This is a genomic window from Streptomyces sp. 2A115 (assembly GCF_052245575.1).
Classification (GTDB): Bacteria; Actinomycetota; Actinomycetes; order Streptomycetales; family Streptomycetaceae; genus Streptomyces.
On the sequence record NZ_JBQQCG010000003.1, the window covers coordinates 282,465 to 299,048 of the forward strand.

The following is a 16,584-nucleotide window of genomic DNA, read 5'->3' on the forward strand; positions in this document are numbered from 1 at the left end:
GCCATCTTGCCAACCGGTCCGCGACGTGTCACGCGAGGGAGTCTACGGGCAGTGGTTGCGCCGGCGACCCCGGATGAGAGGGAGGTCGCACGCAGAACGGACGCAGAACGGACGCAGAAGACACGTAGAACCTGTGACCACGCATTTCGCCACCCGGAACACGGAACCATGCTCCGACCCGGTTTCGCCCGTCCTCCGCCTGTTCCTCCACTCGTCCCCCGTTTGCGTTCCGTCCGTGCTCCACCTATGAACCGAGCTTCGGAAGTACGGGAACGAGGGCGTCCCACCGCGCGATCTCGCACCCGTCACCGCGCTCGTACGTCGCGTCGACGGGCCGCCCGGCCCAGGTCCCCGTGACCCGCGCGGTGGCCGGACCGCCGTACTGCATCGTGCACATCCCACCAGGCGGGGCCGGCGCGAAGGGGTCCTTGCCCCAGGAGGTCCTCCGGTCCATCTCCTCGCAGGCGGCCTGTGCGTCGGGATGACTGCCGCCCACCGGATGACAGTCCAGCTCGTACGTCCCGTCGTTGCCGTCGCCCGCGTCGCGCACGGTCACGGTGAGGTGGTCGGTGTCGTCCGCGCCGCTCACCGGCGGGGGCATGAGGGGAAGCGATGCGGCGAACGCGGCCGAGGGCGCCGCGGACAGCGCGGCGAGGGACGCGGCGGCCGAGGCGACGGCGGTGAGGGCGAGACGGTGCAGCATGGGGAGCTCCACGGGGATACGGGTGGAATTGTGGGATGTGGGCGGAATCTTGAGGGACGTTGGCGGCACGGTTGGAGGCACAGGTGGAGCGGTGCCGGACGTCCTGACGGATCTCTGTCCGTCGGGTGCGCGTCGGGTGTCCGTAGGAGGACGTGCCCCATTCCTCTAACGGCCGTCCACCTCGTGACGTTGCGCCGCGAGAAGGGCTTTGCCCTTGGCCCTTTCCGCCTAGTACCGTGGGGGGCGATTGGTGACACCCCACTCGGCTGTGTCATCATCTGGACGCACCACTCGCGCTCGCGCGGGGGGTTGTGCTGGAGGCGTCGCCTAGTCCGGTCTATGGCGCCGCACTGCTAATGCGGTTTGGGACTTCAATCCCATCGAGGGTTCAAATCCCTCCGCCTCCGCCGAAGATCCCGAAGCCCCGGTCATCGCAGACCGGGGCTTCGGCCGTTCCTTGATCGTTTCCGGGTCGCGGCAGGCCTGCCCGCAGGTGGCGTCCGGGCGGCTTCTGGGCCGTTTTCGCAGGCCAGGCCGGGTGCGACAAACGGATTTCGCCTCACGCCGCCAGTCATGTAATGTTGTTCCCGCAACGCCGACCGGGCCGAAAAGCCCAAGAGGAAGAGCAAAGACAACAGAACACACAAGCACTCGTAGCTTAACGGATAGAGCATCTGACTACGGATCAGAAGGTTGCAGGTTCGAATCCTGCCGAGTGCACAGCAGGCCAGAGGCCCCGTGGAGGAATCCACGGGGCCTCTGATTTTTGCGTTGACGGCAGTGATTGACGGCAGTGATTGACGGCAACAGTCTCTAGCCGTGACTAGTGCGACTGTGAGTCGTCGGTGCACGCATCTTTTGTGGAGCGGTCGAGAGTGTGCGGCTGGCCGGTGCGTGCCCGCCCGCCTCCGGCTCTCATCACGGTCCTGACCGTGAGTCTGGATCATCGAGGGTCTGCGTAGGTGAGGGCCGCTGTCGCTTCGGAGTTCCTTCGTCTCCGTCGGGGCCATCCTCACTGTCAGTGGGCGTCGGTATCTTGGTGTTGAGCTCTTGCCTGAAACACATGATGTTGTAGTGGACTCCCCGTTTCCCAGTACATGTTGGGGTGTCCTTGCTTGCTGACGGATCGTCTGGGGTGCTTCACTTGATCCGCCAAACCAAAGCAGGCCCCAGCCGTGGCCCAACTTGAGGTTGGGCGCGTGGATGGGGCCTGATGTTGGTCGCGCCTTCGGACCCTATCGCCGTCTCTTGCTTCCTCCAGGATGGCCGTCCTGCACGTCCGATCTCGGAACGGATGTTTCATGACAGGGCAGCCCAACATTCGGGACGTGTCGAAGCGCGACGACGGCTGGGCAGTGACGAAGCCTGGGGCCGAACGAGCCAGCGCTGTTCTGCCGACTCAGGCTGAGGCGGCCGCGCGTGCCAAGGAGATCCTGACCAACGACGGTGGCGGAGAGCTGCGCATCCGGGGCACGAACGGTCAGGTGCGAGAGCAGAACACCGTCCCGCCGGGCAGTGACCCGAAGAAGTCGAAGGGCTGATCGCGATGGACAAGGGGCCGGGCTTGGTGCCCCTCCGCCTCTGCGCAGCGGCTGGCCGCTCAGCGCCGTCGGGTCGGCACGCCGAAAGGCTCACGAGCACTGGGCACTTCCGCCAGGCGGTGTTGCGCCCCGGTACGGCCTTGGGCTCGGGCGGCGGGCGGGGCGGACCGTGGTCCGCCCCCCCCGGCCGGTTCAGGGCTTCTCGCCGTCCCGGTCGACGAGGGACTGGGTCGTCTTCATCTCGCAGAATGTGACCTCGCCCTTCTTGCGCGAGGGCCCAGCCGGCGAGCCGTCCTCATGCTTCTCCTCGTAGTCGCGCACCGCGACCGACTGGTTCCCCTGGTACTGGAAGGTGTCGGGGTCGAGGAGGTACTCCCGGCGCTGAACGGCCTTGCTGCCCAGGTCCGGGTATATGGCGATGGCGTCATGCCCCATGGGGTCCTTCACCAGGTGCGGGACCACCTCGATCCCGGGGTCCGCGGCCAGGGCCCGGTACAGCTTGGCCATCCCCTGCGGATGCACGGGATAGGCCTCGTCGAGGGTCGCCAGGAGCGCGAAGGTCTCGAGCTGCTCACCCGTCAAGCCGGTGTCCTTGCCCATGGGGAACATGTCCGCCGCCTGCTTCCGGATCTCGGCGGGGTCGTCCGGCAGCGAGGCGAGCAGGCGATACAGCCGCCGCTGCGAGGGCTCGGTGTCGCCGTCCTTGTCGTCCTCCCTCACGGGGCTGTCGTACTGGACCCACTCCTCGCTCACCTCGGGCTTGGCATCGGGCGCCGCGTCCGACGCTCCGTATTGGCACTGCGCGGTCTTCAGGTAGACCCACTGGCCGTCGCGCGGATGCAGATCCCGCTGCTGCGACACCACTTCCGCCGCCTGCTCCAGGAGTGCCGTCGCGGACGTCAGGTCGGGCTTGGCAGGCTGCACCCCGCGCTCGGGTCCATCGCCACCGACGAGCATGGTCACCAGCACCGCGATGGTGATCACCGTCGCGGCGACCCCCGCAGTCGTCACGCGCCAGTCCAGCCGCATCCTGCGGGCAGAACCCTGCTGCGCTGCTCCCAGCAGCTTCTGGCGGCCGGAAACCAGCCGCACCCGGTCCGGCGTCGGCGCATCGGCGCGCAGCTCATGCATCTTGGTCATGTCATCCATGGGTTACCGCCCCGTTGTGGTCGCTTACGAGGGTGGGGTCGGCGCCGAGCGCCGTACGCATCTTGCGCCGCGCCCGGCTCAGCCGGGAGCGGACCGTGCCGACCGGCACCCCGAGGGCGTCGGCACACTCCTGGTAAGTGAAGTCCGCCCAGGCGACCAGCAGCAGCACGTGCCGGTCCTTCCCGGGCAAGGCCGCGATCGCCCCGGCCAGCGCCTGTTGCGAGGCCTCGGCGGTCACCCGCTCGTCGGCCCGTTCCGACCAGGACTCGGCCACCGGGTCGACGCCGGTTCGAGCCAGCGCCCGCAGCGCCCGCACTTCGGAGCGGCGGTGGCTGCCGATGAGGTTGCCGGCGATGCCGTAGAGCCACGGCCGGGCACTGGCGCGCGCGACGTCGTAGCGGGCGCGGTTGCGGAAGGCGATGAGGAAGGTCTGCGCCGTGATGTCGTCGGCGTGACTGTCGCCCAGCCGACGCATCACATACCGGTGGATCTCGGCGGCGTGACTGTCGTAAAGCCTGGCGAATACCTCCGGCCGCTCCAGGGATTCCTGGATGACCAGCGCGTCGTCGGTGGGTGGATCCCCCACGAGGCCCTCGCTTCTTCGTGTAATAGGAGTGGAGTGCATTCCATTCCCTGTTGTCCGAAGCGGCCAGGAGGGTTCACGCGCAGGTATTGAACCTGCCCATACCGGCGATCACCAGCGCGATGTCCAGCAGCTTTGCGGCGTTCGCACTCTCGCGGAGGAACAGCATCCCGCTGGCGGCGATGGGGGCGGTCCCGACGCCGGCCCAGATGACGTACACCGTCCCGACCTCGAGCGTCTTGAACCCCCGTAGAGATAGTTGTAACTCAGTGGACACGGACGCATGTGTGCAACCTCGTTTGATGCTTGACGGTTCCGTCTTCGGGTTGCTGTCGGGGAGCACGTTGGGGCGGAGTTGAGGCGGGCGGGCCGAAGAACCGTCGTGGCGGCGGTGCGCCGCCGTTCGGTGTTGACGGCAGCTCTGACGGCAACGACGGCACACAGTGGCCGATGATCACGAACCGCGGCGCGCATCTCATCCTCGCCGCCTCTGCGTGGATCTCCATCGGCATGCTTGTCAGCGGTTGCACCGAACCCGAGTGCGAGCCGTTCAAGCTGCGGGTCACGGAGGTCATCGCGACCATTCAGCGCGACGGTTCGTACAGCCTCGAACCGGCTCCTGTGCGGCCTGCGCCCAACGGTGGTACGGGGTACGTCATGCCGCAGGAGCTGGGCTGACGGCTCGGGACTGACGGCTTTCGGTTGGTGGCTTTCGGTTGACGGCGGGTGGCCGGCGTCGGATACGAGCCGCGTTGTCAGTGCCGACCTTTACGCTCGCAAGTGATGGCACAGGTGTGGAAATGCACGGGGCTTCGGTGGGTCGGGGAGAGCCCTGTGCTGGTGTGGGACGGGGGGGCGTCGTAGTGCGTTGTCGTGGGGGAAGAGGGTCGCGTTCGCCGTAGTCGAGGGCGGCGTGCGGAGGTGTGTGGGGGCGCGTGGGCATGGCTGTCCTGTGAAGGCCGTGGGCGGCGTGGGAGGTATGGGGGCCGTCGTGTCCGGGCGGAGCGTCGGCGCGCGGTGTGAGGAGTGCGGGCGGCTGGATCGGGCTCACTCGGTGGCGGCGGACACTCTTGCCGACGACCCCCGGCCCTACTCCGTCTATCTGGCGTGGTTCGGGCCCGGGATGGTCAAGGTCGGGATCACCGCGCTGGAGCGCGGGTCCGCCCGGCTACTGGAGCAGGGAGCCGTCGTCTTCAGCTGGCTGGGGGTGGGGCCGTTGATGGCCGCGCGACGGAGTGAGGAGTTGTTGCGTACGGCGCTGGGGGTGCCGGACCGGATCGCGTACGACGCCAAGCGGGCCGTGCGGAGTGCGTTGCCGGAGAGAGGGGTGCGGGTGGCGGAGGTTCGGGAACTGCATGCGCGGGCCGTGGAGCTCGGAGGGTGGCCGGAGGCGCTGGAGCGGATGCCGTTCGAGGCCGTCGATCACGGAGGAGTGTTCGGGTTGGGAGGGTTGCCGCCGGCCGTGGGTGTGGTCGGCGAGTTGGCGGCCGGCGGCGTCGTGAGTGGGGAACTGGTCGCCGTCGCCGGGCCCGATCTGCATCTCGTCACCGGGCGCGGGGTCGTCGTGCTCGATACGCGGCTCTTGGCCGGGTGGGAGTTGACCGGAGCCGAGCGGGATGAACTCACCATGCCCGTACGGGAGTTCGGTGGCATCCAGGATGGGCTGTTCTGAAGGGGCTGCGGGATCCGAGGCGGCGGAGGGAAGGAGGGCCGGGATGGTAAAGGGATCGATCCCTTGTGGATCCCCTTGCGCAAAGGCGCTGGACTCAGTGCGAGCGCCGGGCCCAGAGTGGGCGACATGAGCGATCAACTCATTGCGCCTGTCTCCGCACAGGAACCCCCGTACTACGCCGTCGTGTTCACCTCGGTGAAGAGGGAACGGGACAGCGGGTACGGAGAGACCGCCGAGCGGATGGAGGAGCTGGTCAAGGAGATCCCGGGCTACCTCGGAATGGACCAGGCGGGCTCCCCGGGCGGGCTGGCCATCACCGTCGGGTACTTCCGGGACGAGGATGCCATCAACGAGTGGCGGACCGACCTCGAGCACCGCGCGGCGCAGAAGCGCGGACGCGCAGAGTGGTACGAGAGATACACCCTGCATGTCGCCAAGGTCGAGCGAAGCCATGGGTTCCAGCGTGAGCCGGGCTGAGGACACGGAAGGGACAGAGTTCAAGGAAGGGGTTGAGGGAACAGAAGGGGCTGAGGACCTGGAAGGGCTTGCAGGCGCAGAGGGCGGTGCGGTCGCGAGCTGGGACGAAGTCGCAGGCGGGGATGAGGTCGCAGTCGGGCATGAAGCCGCCGGCGGGGGTGAGGTCATGGATGGGGATGAGGTCAGCGACGTACGCCGGTTCTGGGAGCAGCTCGGTCTCCCCGGGCTTGTCGACGTCCACACGCACTTCATGCCCGAGCGCGTGCTGCGGAAGGTCTGGGCGTACTTCGACGGGCTCGGGGCGCTGACCGGTGGCGTCGCGTGGCCCATCACCTATCGGGCGGAGGAGCTTGAACGGGTCGGGCTGTTGCGGGAGTTCGGAGTGCGCGCCTTCACGGCGATGCTCTACCCGCACAAGCCGGGCATGGCCGAGTGGCTGAACCAGTGGGCCGTCGACTTCGCCCGCGGGACGCCGGACTGCCTCCATACGGCGACCCTGTTCCCGGAGCCCGGCGTGGCGGCGTACGTGCGGAAGGCCGTGGACGAGGGGGCGCGGGTTTTCAAGGCGCACGTCCAGGTGGGCGCGTACGACCCCGGTGATGAACTGCTCGATCCCGCCTGGGGATTACTCGCCGAGGCCGGGATACCTGTGGTGATCCACTGTGGGTCCGGGCCCGCCCCCGGCAAGTACACCGGGCCGGAGCCGGTCGGGCGGGTGCTGGCCCGGCATCCGCGGTTGCGGCTGGTCGTCGCGCACATGGGCATGCCGGAGTACGAGGACTTTCTCGGTCTCGCGGAGCGGTACGGGGAGGTGCGGCTGGACACGACGATGGCGTTCACGGACTTCAGCGAGCGGTTCGCGCCCTTTCCGCGGCGGGCGCTTCCCCGGCTGGCCGGGCTCGGTGACCGGATCCTGTTCGGCTCCGACTTTCCGAACATCCCGTATCCCTGTGTCCATCAGCTCTATGCGCTGGAGCGGCTGGGGCTCGGGGACGAGTGGCTCCGGGCGGTGTGCCATGACAACGGGGCGCGGTTGTTCGGGGTGTGAGGGCGGGACGGGTCAGTCCGTGGCTATCAACAGGTCTTCCTCCTTCCCCTCGTCCTCTTCCAGCCAGCTGATGCTCACCGCCCCGTCGGCGATGTCACGGATGTCGAGCCTGGCGTAGGCGAGGTCCTTGGGCACGGTCAGGCCCGACAGCCGCAAGGTGTGGAGCAGGCGTCCGGTGTCCACGTCGAGGACGAGCAGCTCGGCCTGGGTCCGGCTGCCCCTGTCCGCGTTCTTGAGGATCGGCCGGCGTACGACGTACACACGGCCGTCGGCGATCGCGGGGGCCCCGTACTCCTGGCCGGAGGGTGCGCGCAGCCGCCAAGCGACGTGCCCGTCCTGGACGTCGTAGGCGCTCAGGAGGGTGTTCGAGTCGATGTGGTAGATCTCCGGGTCGATGTTGGACACCGCGACGCCGCCCGCGGCTGTGATCGAATGCGCCCACTTCACGGAGAAGTCGGCGCGCTGAGAGACCCCGTCGCGGTTCACGTCGAGCAGGTGGACGGTCTTCGGAGTGCCCGGGGCAGGATCGGGGACGACGAGCGTGTGGTCGTCGCCCCTGAGCGGCGAGTCCGCCGGTTCGGTGCGCCGCTGCCACAGGACGTCGCCTGTGCGGTTGTCCACGCCGAGCAGGAGGTCGTAACGCGTCTCGAGGCTCATCACGTTGCAGCCCACCAGCACGGTGCTCAGGTGGTCCGGGAAGTCGTACGCGTCGAAGACGCTCACGTCGGCACAGGACCTGGGTGTCTTCGCCGTCCACAGGCTCCGGCCGTCGCGCTCGGAGACGGCGAGCACAGCGCCCGTCGCGTCGGTGACGGCCCGGCCGTCGGCGAGACTCACGAACGTACTGCCCGTGCGGCGCTCCGTCTCCTTGCGCCACCGCGGTTTGCCCGTGCGCAGGTCGACGCCGACGAGGTTCCCGTCCCGGAACTCGATCACCACGGTGTGTTCCAACACGTCGAACGTCGGCGCGGTCGTTTCGAAGTCCGTGTACCGGTGCTCGTAGCGCCAGTACTCCTTGCCGGTCCGCAGGTTCACGGCCCTCACACCGAAGTCCGTCGACCGTATGCCCAGCCCATGCACCGGGACGTCGCCCGTCGTGCGGCGTATGACGTGGTCGGGCGCGACCGGCGCCTCGGCGGCGAACGCGGCGGGGAAGGGGCCCATTGCGCCTGTCACCACTTCGCGCTTCTCGTGGCTCTGCACCTCGCGCTTCTCGTGGCTCTCTGCCGGTTGGAACAGCGACGCCGCCGCCAGGACCAGGGCCATCTCCGCGGCCAGGATCACCCAGCGTGACGCATTGAGATTCGGCTCCGTCAGCAGACGCACAGGTCTGTCCCCACCAGCCACAGCAGCCCCCACAGGCCAACGCCCTGATCACCATGATCCGGCGGCTGACGGATCTTCCCCCACCGGCGTGCGCCCGGGCAAGGATTCCCAGGCGTTGCCTGAGAGACCCCTGTGTGTTTCTCAGGAAATTCACAGGTTCCCGAAAGCGTGCTCTCAGAGGCGCCCACCAGTGTGTGGGATATGACCACGACCTCGCCCCAGGGGCGCACCGAACTGCTGAGGCCGGACGGGAGCCCCGTCCGAGTGCTTGTGGTGGACGACGAGCTGTCGATCACCGAGCTGCTGTCCATGGCCCTTCGCTACGAAGGCTGGCAGATCCGCAGCGCGGGTGACGGAACGGGTGCGGTGCAGACCGCCCGCGAGTTCCGGCCCGACGCCGTGGTGCTCGACATGATGCTGCCCGACATGGACGGGCTGACCGTCCTCGGGCGGCTGCGCCGGGACCTGCCCGACGTGCCCATTCTCTTCCTGACCGCGAAGGATGCCGTCGAGGACCGGATCGCCGGGCTCACCGCGGGCGGCGACGACTATGTCACCAAACCCTTCAGTCTCGAAGAGGTGGTGGCGCGGCTGCGCGGGCTGATCCGCCGTTCCGGTGCCGCCGACCGGCGTTCCGACTCCATGCTGGTCGTCGGGGACCTCACCCTCGACGAGGACAGCCACGAGGTGTCGCGGGCCGGCGACAACATCCACCTCACCGCGACCGAGTTCGAGCTGCTGCGCTTCCTGATGCGCAATCCGCGCCGGGTGCTCAGCAAGGCGCAGATACTCGACCGCGTGTGGTCGTACGACTTCGGCGGCCAGGCCAACGTCGTCGAGCTCTACATCTCGTACCTGCGCCGCAAGATCGACGCCGGGCGTGAGCCGATGATCCACACGCGGCGCGGCGCCGGGTATCTGATCAAGCCCGCGACGTCGTGAGCGGGCGACGACGGCCGCGGACGCAGCGGCGCCGACAGCCTCTGTCGCACTGGCGCCGACAGCCTCTGACGCACTGGCGTCGACAGCCTCGGACCCTGCGGACGCGGCTCGTCGTCTCGGCGGTCGCGCTCATCGCGGTGGTGTGTGCGGTGATCGGTACGGTGACGACGATCGCGTTGGGCGAGCATCTGTACGATCAGTTGGACAGCCAGGTCAAGGACGCCGCCAAGCGCGCCGGGGGTCCCCCGCCGGATGAGCTCCCCGGGAACCCGAGTGACGCGGACGGCGACTCGTCGGCGAACTCCGCGGGCTTCTCGACGGGCGACGAACTCGTCGACTTCATCACCAAAGGGCCGACGCAGAAGGACACCATCGCCGCCGAGGTCGGCGCCAACGGCGGGATCACCAGGGCGGTCGTCGCCGAGGAGGAGTCCACCAGCGGCGCCTTCGAGCGCATGAAGGCCGAGGAGCTCAACGAGGCGCAGCTGGCCGCGCTCGGCTCCGTGTCCAAGACCGGCATCCACACCGTGGACATTCCGGGCATGGGCGAGTACCGCGTCAAGTACACCGGCGGCGGTATCAAGGGCGACTACTACGTCGCCCTGCCCACCGAATCCGTCACGAGCACCATCAACACCCTGATCCTCGTCGAGGTGAGTGTCACCGCCGCCGGCCTCGTCGCCGCCGGAATCGCCGGCTCCGTTCTCGTCACGGTCGCCCTCCGTCCCCTTCGCAAGGTCGCCGCCACCGCCACCCGCGTCTCCGAACTCCCGCTCCACAGCGGCGAGGTGACCCTCAACGAGCGCGTCGCCGAGTCCGAGACCGACCTCCACACGGAGGTCGGGCAGGTCGGCGCCGCCCTCAACCGCATGCTCGACCACGTGCACGGAGCGCTGCACGCGCGCCAGGAGAGCGAGACGCGGGTACGGCAGTTCGTGGCGGACGCCAGCCATGAGCTGCGTACGCCGCTCGCGTCCATCCGTGGATACGCCGAACTCACCAGACGGGGACGCGAAGAGACCGGACCCGACACGAGACACGCCCTCGGCCGGATCGAGTCCGAGGCGGGCCGGATGACCGGCCTCGTCGAGGACTTGCTGCTGCTCGCGCGGCTCGACGCCGGACGGCCCCTGAGTTACGAGCACACCGACCTGTCACCGCTGGTCGTGGACGCCGTGAGCGACGCGCGCGCGGCCGGGCGCGAGCACAACTGGCGGCTCGAGCTGCCCGACGAACCCGCGCTCGTGCTGGCCGACGCCGCCCGAGTCCAGCAGGTCATGGTGAACCTGTTCGCGAACGCGCGTACGCACACGCCACCGGGTACGACGGTGACCGCACGCGTGCGCGGGCAGGGTCCGTGGGTGTGCGTGGAGGTCCAGGACGACGGGCAGGGCATCCCGCCCGACCTCCTGCCGCACGTCTTCGAACGGTTCGCGCGAGGCGACTCGTCGCGTTCGCGCGCCTCCGGATCCACCGGGCTCGGACTCGCCATCGTGCAGGCCGTCGCCTACGCGCACGGCGGTGCCGTGACCGTCGACAGCGTGCCCGGACGCACGGTGTTCACCGTGCACCTGCCCGCGCTCGCGCCCGAAGCAGACGGAGCGCACGGAGTACACAGGGCCTCAGGAATGGGGGCACACGAGTCCTTCGGAGCGTTCGAAGACTCCCGCTCTCATGCGTCCTTCATGTCGTAAACGAATTCGCAACCGTACTCACAGGCACACCACAGCACGACCACATGGGTGCAACAGGGCGCTTGACGACAGTCGTTGTCATGCGAACCGAACCTTCTCCCGGCAATCTGCCGGCGCGGGAGCACCTCCCGGCCGGAACTGCCGGTACGCCTGTCCTGGACGTAGTGATCCCCGTTTACAACGAGGAGAAGGACCTCCAGCCGTGTGTGCTCCGACTGCATGATCACCTCGCGCGCACGTTCCCGTACGCGTTCCGCATCACCATCGCGGACAACGCGTCCACGGACGCCACATCGCTGGTGGCCGCGCGGCTGGAGGCGGAGATACCCGAGGTAAGGGCCTACCGGCTGGAGCAGAAGGGACGCGGCCGGGCGCTGCGTACCGTCTGGTCCACGTCCGACGCGCCGATCCTCGCCTACATGGACGTGGACCTCTCCACCGACCTCAACGCGCTTCTCCCGCTGGTCGCCCCGTTGATCTCCGGCCACTCGGACCTCGCGATCGGCTCCCGGCTGGCCCGCTCCTCCCGAGTGGTGCGGGGCGCCAAGCGGGAGTTCATCTCCCGCACCTACAACTTGATCCTGCGGGGTTCCCTGCAGGCCCGGTTCTCCGACGCGCAGTGCGGCTTCAAGGCCATCCGCCGCGATGTGGCGCAGGTGCTGCTGCCGCTGGTCGAGGACACCGGCTGGTTCTTCGACACCGAGATGCTGGTCCTCGCAGAGCGGGCCGGACTGCGCATCCACGAGGTGCCGGTGGACTGGGTCGACGACCCGGACTCCACGGTGCACATCGTGCGGACGGCCACCGACGACCTGAAGGGCGTCTGGCGGGTGGGCCGTGCGCTGGCCACCGGTTCCCTCCCGCTTGACCGGCTCGCCCGGCCCTTCGGCGACGACCCGCGCGACCGCGGGATCAGCGGCGTACCGAAGGGGCTCGCCCGCCAGCTTGTCGGATTCTGCGTCGTGGGCGCCCTGTCCACGCTGTTCTACCTGCTGCTCTACAGCGGCTTCCGTACGTTCTCGGGCTCGCAGATCGCCAACGCGCTCGCCCTGCTCGTCTCGGCGGTCGCCAACACGGCGGCCAACCGGCGGCTGACCTTCGGCGTACGAGGCCGAAGCGGCGCGGTCCGGCACCAGGCGCAGGGCCTGGTCGTCTTCGGTATCGGGCTCGCGCTCACCAGTGGTTCGCTCGCCGCCCTGAACGCGGCGACGACCGACCCGGGGCACTCCACCGAGCTGGCGGTGCTGATCGCCGCCAACCTCGCGGCGACCGTGCTGCGGTTCCTGCTCTTCCGGGCCTGGGTGTTCCCGGACCGGACCGGCGACATGCCTTCGACCGTCGCCGCCCACACCTCCGCCGCGCCCGTTTACGCGACGGCGCCTCGGTCTCCGTACGACGACAACCGCAACCGCACCTGGGGGGACGCGACGATGCAGATGCAGCCGGTGCGCCCGAACGACCACGATTCGAGGAACGCACGATGACGACGACTCAGCACGACCACTCGGGGACAGGGACACACGGTCCCACCTGGGCGCCACCGGCCCCGACCGCCGTACACGAGCCGGTTGTTCCGGCGGAGCCCACCGCTCCCGACGACGGCAGCCCCAAGCAGCCCTTCGCGCGCCGCCTCTGGCGCGGGCGCCCCGAGGACCACCGCTGGACGCGCCCCGCGTTCCTCGGCGCGCTGCTGCTGATCGGCGCGCTGTACACGTGGAACCTCACGTCCTCCGGGTACGCCAACTCCTTCTACTCCGCGGCCGTCCAGGCCGGCAGCCAGTCCTGGAAGGCCTTCTTCTTCGGCTCCCTCGACGCGGCCAACGCCATCACCGTCGACAAGCCCCCGGCCTCCCTGTGGCCGATGGCCCTGTCGGTGCGGCTGCTCGGCCTGAACTCCTTCGCCGTCCTGTTCCCGCAGGTGCTGATGGCAGTCGCCACGGCGGGCGTGCTGTACGGGGCCGTGCGCCGCCGGTTCAACGCCACGGCCGGCTTCATCACCATGGCGGTCTTCGCACTCACACCCGTCGCCGCGCTGATGTTCCGCTTCAACAACCCGGACGCGATGCTCGCGCTCCTGATGGCCGTCACGGTCTACTGCGTGCTGCGCGCCATGGAGAAGGCACAGACGAAGTGGCTGCTGTGGGCGGGCGCCGCGATCGGCTTCGCCTTCCTGGTGAAGACGCTCCAGGCGTTCCTGATCCTTCCGCCGCTCGCCCTCGTCTACGTGGTCTTCGCGCCGACGACCCTGCGCAAGCGCGTCGGCCAGGTCCTCCTCGCGGGCCTCGCGATGGTCGTCGCGGGCGGCTGGTGGGTGGCCATCGTCGAACTGTGGCCCGCTTCCTCCCGCCCGTACATCGGCGGCTCGCAGAACAACTCCTTCCTTGAACTGACCTTCGGCTACAACGGACTCGGCCGCATCAACGGCGAGGAGACCGGCAGCGTCGGCGGCGGTGCGGGCCGCGGCTGGGGCGAGACCGGCTGGGACCGGATGTTCAGCTCCACCAGCGGCGGCCAGATCTCCTGGCTGATCCCGGCGGCCCTGATCATGCTCGTGGCCGGCATCGTCCTCACCCGGAAGACCAGGAGGACCGACACGGCCCGCGCCGCGTTCCTCGCCTGGGGCGGCTCACTGCTGATCACCATGGTGATCTTCAGCTATATGCAGGGCATCTTCCACGACTACTACACCGTGGCCCTGGCCCCCTACATCGCCGCCGTGATCGGCATGGGCGCGAGCGTGCTGTGGGAAGAGCGCTCCCGGATATGGGTCTCGCTCACCCTGGCGGCCGCGACGACGGCCACCGCCGTCTGGGGGTACGTCCTCCTCAACCGCTCCTCCGACTACCTGCCCTGGCTGAAGTGGCTGGTCCTGGTCGGCGGCCTGGTCGCCGCGCTGGGCCTGATCTTCGTCTCGAGGCTCGGGCGCCGGCTCGCCCTGGGCGTCGTCGCACTGAGCTTCGCCGCGGCCGTCGCGGGCCCGGCGGCGTACAGCCTCACCACGCTGAACGAGGCCCACACCGGCTCGATCGTGACGGCCGGTCCGGCTGTCTCGGGCGGCATGGGGGGTATGGGCGGCCGGGGTGGCGGTCCCGGTGGCGGCGGTGGCTTCCCCGGTGGCGGGACGCCCGGCCAGAACGGCCAGACGCAGCAGAACGGCGGCGGCACGGCCCAGCAGCCCCCGACCGGCGGCAACGGTGGCGGCTTCCCCGGTGGCGGAACGCCCGGCCAGAACCAGCAGAACGGCAACGGCCAGAGCCAGCGAGGCGGCGGTACGGGCGACGGCGGAGGCACGGGAGGCGGTGGCGGCATGGGCGGCCTGCTCAACGGCGCGACCGTCGACTCCGAGGCCAAGGCGCTGCTGGAGAAGAACGCCGAGGACTACACCTGGGCCGCCGCGGCCATCGGCGCCCAGAACGCCGCGAGCTACCAGCTCTCCACCGGCGACCCGGTGATGGCGATCGGCGGCTTCAACGGCAGCGACCCCTCGCCGACACTGGCCGAGTTCAAGCAGTACGTGGAGGACGGGAAGATCCACTACTTCATCGCCGGCGGCGGCATGGGCGGCGGCAGCGACAGCTCCGGCACCTCGTCCCGGATCAGCGAGTGGGTGCAGGAGAACTTCGAGGAGGTAACGGTGGGTTCCTCAACCTTCTACGACCTGACGCAGCCGACGAGCTAGCACCGTTGCGGTACTAGGTGGAGCTTTCCTTCCGAACGCGGTGGCCCCGGGCACTCCTGCCCGGGGCCACCTTCTTTTTCACTATACGGCGTATAGGACCTGTTCTACGCTGTATAGCATGCCATCGCCTTCCCAAGCCCACTCGTGGTGGGCGCGGTGGCGGTGCTCCTCGGCGGACTGCTGGCCGCGGAGTTGCTGCGGCGTGCCGAACGGGCCGAGCGGGCAGACTCCGCGGTGACGGCGTCGGTGTGAGGCCCGCTTAGCATCAGGGAGGGGCGGACCCTGGTATTCCGGGTCGCCTTCTCCGCAAGAGTTCCGAGGAAGGTGCGCCATGGTGAGGGCAGCCGACCGGGCCAAGCGTCCGGCGCGGACCAGCGTCTGGTTGGAGGGCAAGGCCCCACGGGGCGGGGCCGCTCGGGGCGGCCAGCCGTCGTCTCTCGATCGCGACCGGATCACCGAGGTCACGGTACGGCTGCTCGACGCGGAGGGGCTGGCCAAGTTCTCCATGCGTCGGCTCGCCGCCGAGCTGAACGTCACCGCGATGTCCGTCTACTGGTACGTCGACACGAAGGACGACCTCCTCGAACTCGCCCTCGACGCGGTCTTCGGCGAACTGGAGCTGCCGGACCCGGACTCGCCTCCCGGCGAGGACTGGCGAGACCAGCTCCGTGGGATCGCCTCCGGCTACCGGAACCTGCTGGTGCGGCATCCCTGGGTGTCGCCGCTCGTCGGCACGTTCCTCAACATCGGGCCGAACTCGGTCGCCTTCTCGCGCACCGTACAGCGGGTGATCCGTAAGACCGGGTTGCCCACGCACAGGCTGACGGGGGCCATCTCCGCGGTCTTCCAGTTCGTGTACGGCTTCGGAACGATCGAAGGCCACTTCATGCTGCGCTGTGCGGAAGCCGGGATGAGCCTGGACGAGTACTTCCAGGAGGCCATGAGCAGCATCAAGCAGGCCCCCGAACTCGATGACGTCCTTCAGGAGTCCACCGAGATCATGGAAGCCCGGGGCGGGACGACGGTCGCGGAGATGTACGAGCGGGACTTTCACTTCGCGCTGGATCTGGTGATTTCGGGGATCGAGGCGATGGTGCTCCGCGAGGGGTAGTGAGTTGTGCGCGGGTCGGTGGGGGCTGGTCGCTCCCCACTCTCGGCTTCGCTCGAGCGGGGGGACCCCCGATCGCGGCGGAGCCGCACAATGTCCAGCCCCGCGCCCCTTCAAAAGGGGCGCTCCCCTTACTGGGCTACTCCTGTGAAGCCAGCCGTGCCGGGAAGCCGCCCGTCGCCACCGGTCCCCACCTCACCGGCGTCACCCGGATGATCGACTTGCCCTGCTTGAGCATCGCCGCGCGGTACTCGTCCCAGTCCGGGTGTTCGCCCGCGATGTTCCGGTAGTACTCGACCAGCGGCTCGACGGAGTCCGGCGGATCGATGACCTCGGCCGTGCCGTCGATCTGGACCCAGGGGCCGTTCCACTCGTCGCTCAGGACGATCAGGCTGACCCGCTCGTCCCGCTTCGCGTTGCGGGTCTTGGCGCGCTCCGGGTAGGTCGAGACGACGATGCGTCCCGAGTCGTCGACTCCGCAGGTCAGGGGCGAGCCCTGGGGGCTGCCGTCGGCCCGGCGGGTGAGGAGGATCGCGCGGTGGCGGGGGCGTACGAAGTCGAGCAGGTCGTCCAGCGATACGGAGGTGTTCGTTGCGATGTCGGGTGCCATGGCGCCAGCCTAGAGTCTTGGTGTCCCGACCAGGCTGACCGGCTGGTCCTAC

At 68.9% G+C, this 16,584-nt stretch carries 15 protein-coding genes, 2 tRNA genes and 1 pseudogene; 12 read left to right on the plus strand and 6 right to left on the minus strand.

What is annotated here, in order from left to right:
- Nucleotides 1-244 precede the first annotated feature (244 nt).
- Nucleotides 245-703: an SSI family serine proteinase inhibitor gene (locus tag ACTWQR_RS04395; RefSeq protein ID WP_443225522.1), complete on the minus strand. Its 459-nt coding sequence runs from the start codon at nt 701-703 to the stop codon at nt 245-247.
- 316 nt (nt 704-1,019) lie between these two features.
- On the opposite strand from ACTWQR_RS04395, the gene ACTWQR_RS04400 reads away from it, so the two are divergent.
- The 3 genes from ACTWQR_RS04400 (at nt 1,020) to ACTWQR_RS04410 (ending at nt 2,244) form a co-directional block, all read left to right on the plus strand.
- Nucleotides 1,020-1,110: transfer RNA gene (locus tag ACTWQR_RS04400), tRNA-Ser, on the plus strand.
- Between the two features lie 240 nt (nt 1,111-1,350).
- Nucleotides 1,351-1,423 (plus strand) — tRNA-Arg (locus tag ACTWQR_RS04405).
- A gap of 581 nt (nt 1,424-2,004) precedes the next feature.
- Nucleotides 2,005-2,244 carry a DUF2188 domain-containing protein gene (locus ACTWQR_RS04410; RefSeq protein ID WP_443225523.1) on the plus strand — a complete coding sequence of 80 codons (240 nt, stop codon included), beginning with the start codon at nt 2,005-2,007 and terminating at the stop codon, nt 2,242-2,244.
- Nucleotides 2,245-2,436: 192 nt separating this feature from the next.
- Here the strand turns inward: ACTWQR_RS04410 and ACTWQR_RS04415 are convergent, their stop codons facing one another.
- The 3 genes from ACTWQR_RS04415 to ACTWQR_RS04425 form a co-directional block, all read right to left on the minus strand.
- Nucleotides 2,437-3,384, minus strand: coding sequence for a CU044_5270 family protein (locus tag ACTWQR_RS04415; RefSeq protein ID WP_443225524.1), 948 nt, complete (start codon nt 3,382-3,384; stop codon nt 2,437-2,439).
- A 1-nt stretch (nt 3,385) separates the two neighbouring features.
- Complete coding sequence (locus tag ACTWQR_RS04420; protein WP_443225525.1) at nt 3,386-3,979, minus strand: RNA polymerase sigma factor; 594 nt, start codon at nt 3,977-3,979, stop codon at nt 3,386-3,388.
- Nucleotides 3,980-4,052: 73 nt separating this feature from the next.
- Nucleotides 4,053-4,253: a DMT family transporter gene (locus ACTWQR_RS04425; RefSeq protein WP_443225526.1), complete on the minus strand. Its 201-nt coding sequence runs from the start codon at nt 4,251-4,253 to the stop codon at nt 4,053-4,055.
- A 173-nt stretch (nt 4,254-4,426) separates the two neighbouring features.
- Between ACTWQR_RS04425 and ACTWQR_RS04430 the strand changes: the two genes are divergently transcribed.
- The 4 genes and pseudogenes from ACTWQR_RS04430 to ACTWQR_RS04445 all read left to right on the plus strand — a co-directional run bounded on the left by ACTWQR_RS04430 (nt 4,427) and on the right by ACTWQR_RS04445 (nt 7,173).
- Nucleotides 4,427-4,654 (plus strand): hypothetical protein, encoded by a 228-nt coding sequence (locus ACTWQR_RS04430; RefSeq protein ID WP_443225527.1) that lies wholly within the window; start codon nt 4,427-4,429, stop codon nt 4,652-4,654.
- 105 nt (nt 4,655-4,759) lie between these two features.
- A pseudogene (locus ACTWQR_RS04435) lies at nt 4,760-5,648 on the plus strand (DUF2797 domain-containing protein).
- 126 nt (nt 5,649-5,774) lie between these two features.
- Nucleotides 5,775-6,125: an antibiotic biosynthesis monooxygenase family protein gene (locus ACTWQR_RS04440; protein ID WP_443225528.1), complete on the plus strand. Its 351-nt coding sequence runs from the start codon at nt 5,775-5,777 to the stop codon at nt 6,123-6,125.
- A 166-nt stretch (nt 6,126-6,291) separates the two neighbouring features.
- Nucleotides 6,292-7,173 (plus strand): amidohydrolase family protein, encoded by an 882-nt coding sequence (locus ACTWQR_RS04445; protein ID WP_443225529.1) that lies wholly within the window; start codon nt 6,292-6,294, stop codon nt 7,171-7,173.
- 12 nt (nt 7,174-7,185) lie between these two features.
- Here the strand turns inward: ACTWQR_RS04445 and ACTWQR_RS04450 are convergent, their stop codons facing one another.
- Nucleotides 7,186-8,499 (minus strand): outer membrane protein assembly factor BamB family protein, encoded by a 1,314-nt coding sequence (locus ACTWQR_RS04450; protein WP_443225530.1) that lies wholly within the window; start codon nt 8,497-8,499, stop codon nt 7,186-7,188.
- Between the two features lie 201 nt (nt 8,500-8,700).
- On the opposite strand from ACTWQR_RS04450, the gene ACTWQR_RS04455 reads away from it, so the two are divergent.
- From ACTWQR_RS04455 to ACTWQR_RS04475, 5 genes are all read left to right on the plus strand, one after another.
- Nucleotides 8,701-9,441, plus strand: a complete 741-nt coding sequence (locus tag ACTWQR_RS04455) for a response regulator transcription factor (RefSeq protein WP_443225531.1) — start codon at nt 8,701-8,703, stop codon at nt 9,439-9,441.
- The gene (locus ACTWQR_RS04460; protein ID WP_443225532.1) at nt 9,438-11,135 is read left to right on the plus strand and encodes a sensor histidine kinase; all 1,698 of its coding nucleotides are present in this window, start codon (nt 9,438-9,440) and stop codon (nt 11,133-11,135) included. Before ACTWQR_RS04455 ends, ACTWQR_RS04460 begins: the two co-directional genes overlap by 4 nt.
- An 80-nt stretch (nt 11,136-11,215) precedes the next feature.
- Nucleotides 11,216-12,619 (plus strand): glycosyltransferase, encoded by a 1,404-nt coding sequence (locus ACTWQR_RS04465; RefSeq protein WP_443225533.1) that lies wholly within the window; start codon nt 11,216-11,218, stop codon nt 12,617-12,619.
- A complete protein-coding gene (locus ACTWQR_RS04470) occupies nt 12,616-14,814 on the plus strand; it encodes an ArnT family glycosyltransferase (protein WP_443225534.1) in 2,199 nt (732 codons plus the stop codon). Before ACTWQR_RS04465 ends, ACTWQR_RS04470 begins: the two co-directional genes overlap by 4 nt.
- A gap of 331 nt (nt 14,815-15,145) precedes the next feature.
- Nucleotides 15,146-15,925: a TetR/AcrR family transcriptional regulator gene (locus tag ACTWQR_RS04475; RefSeq protein WP_443225535.1), complete on the plus strand. Its 780-nt coding sequence runs from the start codon at nt 15,146-15,148 to the stop codon at nt 15,923-15,925.
- A gap of 136 nt (nt 15,926-16,061) precedes the next feature.
- Here ACTWQR_RS04475 and ACTWQR_RS04480 read toward each other — a convergent pair whose 3' ends face one another.
- Nucleotides 16,062-16,532 carry a PPOX class F420-dependent oxidoreductase gene (locus ACTWQR_RS04480; RefSeq protein ID WP_443225536.1) on the minus strand — a complete coding sequence of 157 codons (471 nt, stop codon included), beginning with the start codon at nt 16,530-16,532 and terminating at the stop codon, nt 16,062-16,064.
- Between the last annotated feature and the right edge of the window lie 52 nt (nt 16,533-16,584).

What these genes read in the sequence shown, in the direction of transcription:
- ACTWQR_RS04395 (WP_443225522.1), bottom strand. Translation starts at nt 703, where the DNA reads ATGCTGCACCGTCTCGCCCTCACCGCCGTCGCCTCGGCCGCCGCGTCC.
- ACTWQR_RS04410 (WP_443225523.1), top strand. Translation starts at nt 2,005, where the DNA reads ATGACAGGGCAGCCCAACATTCGGGACGTGTCGAAGCGCGACGACGGC.
- ACTWQR_RS04415 (WP_443225524.1), bottom strand. Translation starts at nt 3,384, where the DNA reads ATGACCAAGATGCATGAGCTGCGCGCCGATGCGCCGACGCCGGACCGG.
- ACTWQR_RS04430 (WP_443225527.1), top strand. Translation starts at nt 4,427, where the DNA reads ATGATCACGAACCGCGGCGCGCATCTCATCCTCGCCGCCTCTGCGTGG.
- ACTWQR_RS04440 (WP_443225528.1), top strand. Translation starts at nt 5,775, where the DNA reads ATGAGCGATCAACTCATTGCGCCTGTCTCCGCACAGGAACCCCCGTAC.
- ACTWQR_RS04445 (WP_443225529.1), top strand. Translation starts at nt 6,292, where the DNA reads ATGGATGGGGATGAGGTCAGCGACGTACGCCGGTTCTGGGAGCAGCTC.
- ACTWQR_RS04455 (WP_443225531.1), top strand. Translation starts at nt 8,701, where the DNA reads ATGACCACGACCTCGCCCCAGGGGCGCACCGAACTGCTGAGGCCGGAC.
- ACTWQR_RS04465 (WP_443225533.1), top strand. Translation starts at nt 11,216, where the DNA reads ATGCGAACCGAACCTTCTCCCGGCAATCTGCCGGCGCGGGAGCACCTC.
- ACTWQR_RS04470 (WP_443225534.1), top strand. Translation starts at nt 12,616, where the DNA reads ATGACGACGACTCAGCACGACCACTCGGGGACAGGGACACACGGTCCC.
- ACTWQR_RS04475 (WP_443225535.1), top strand. Translation starts at nt 15,146, where the DNA reads ATGGTGAGGGCAGCCGACCGGGCCAAGCGTCCGGCGCGGACCAGCGTC.
- ACTWQR_RS04480 (WP_443225536.1), bottom strand. Translation starts at nt 16,532, where the DNA reads ATGGCACCCGACATCGCAACGAACACCTCCGTATCGCTGGACGACCTG.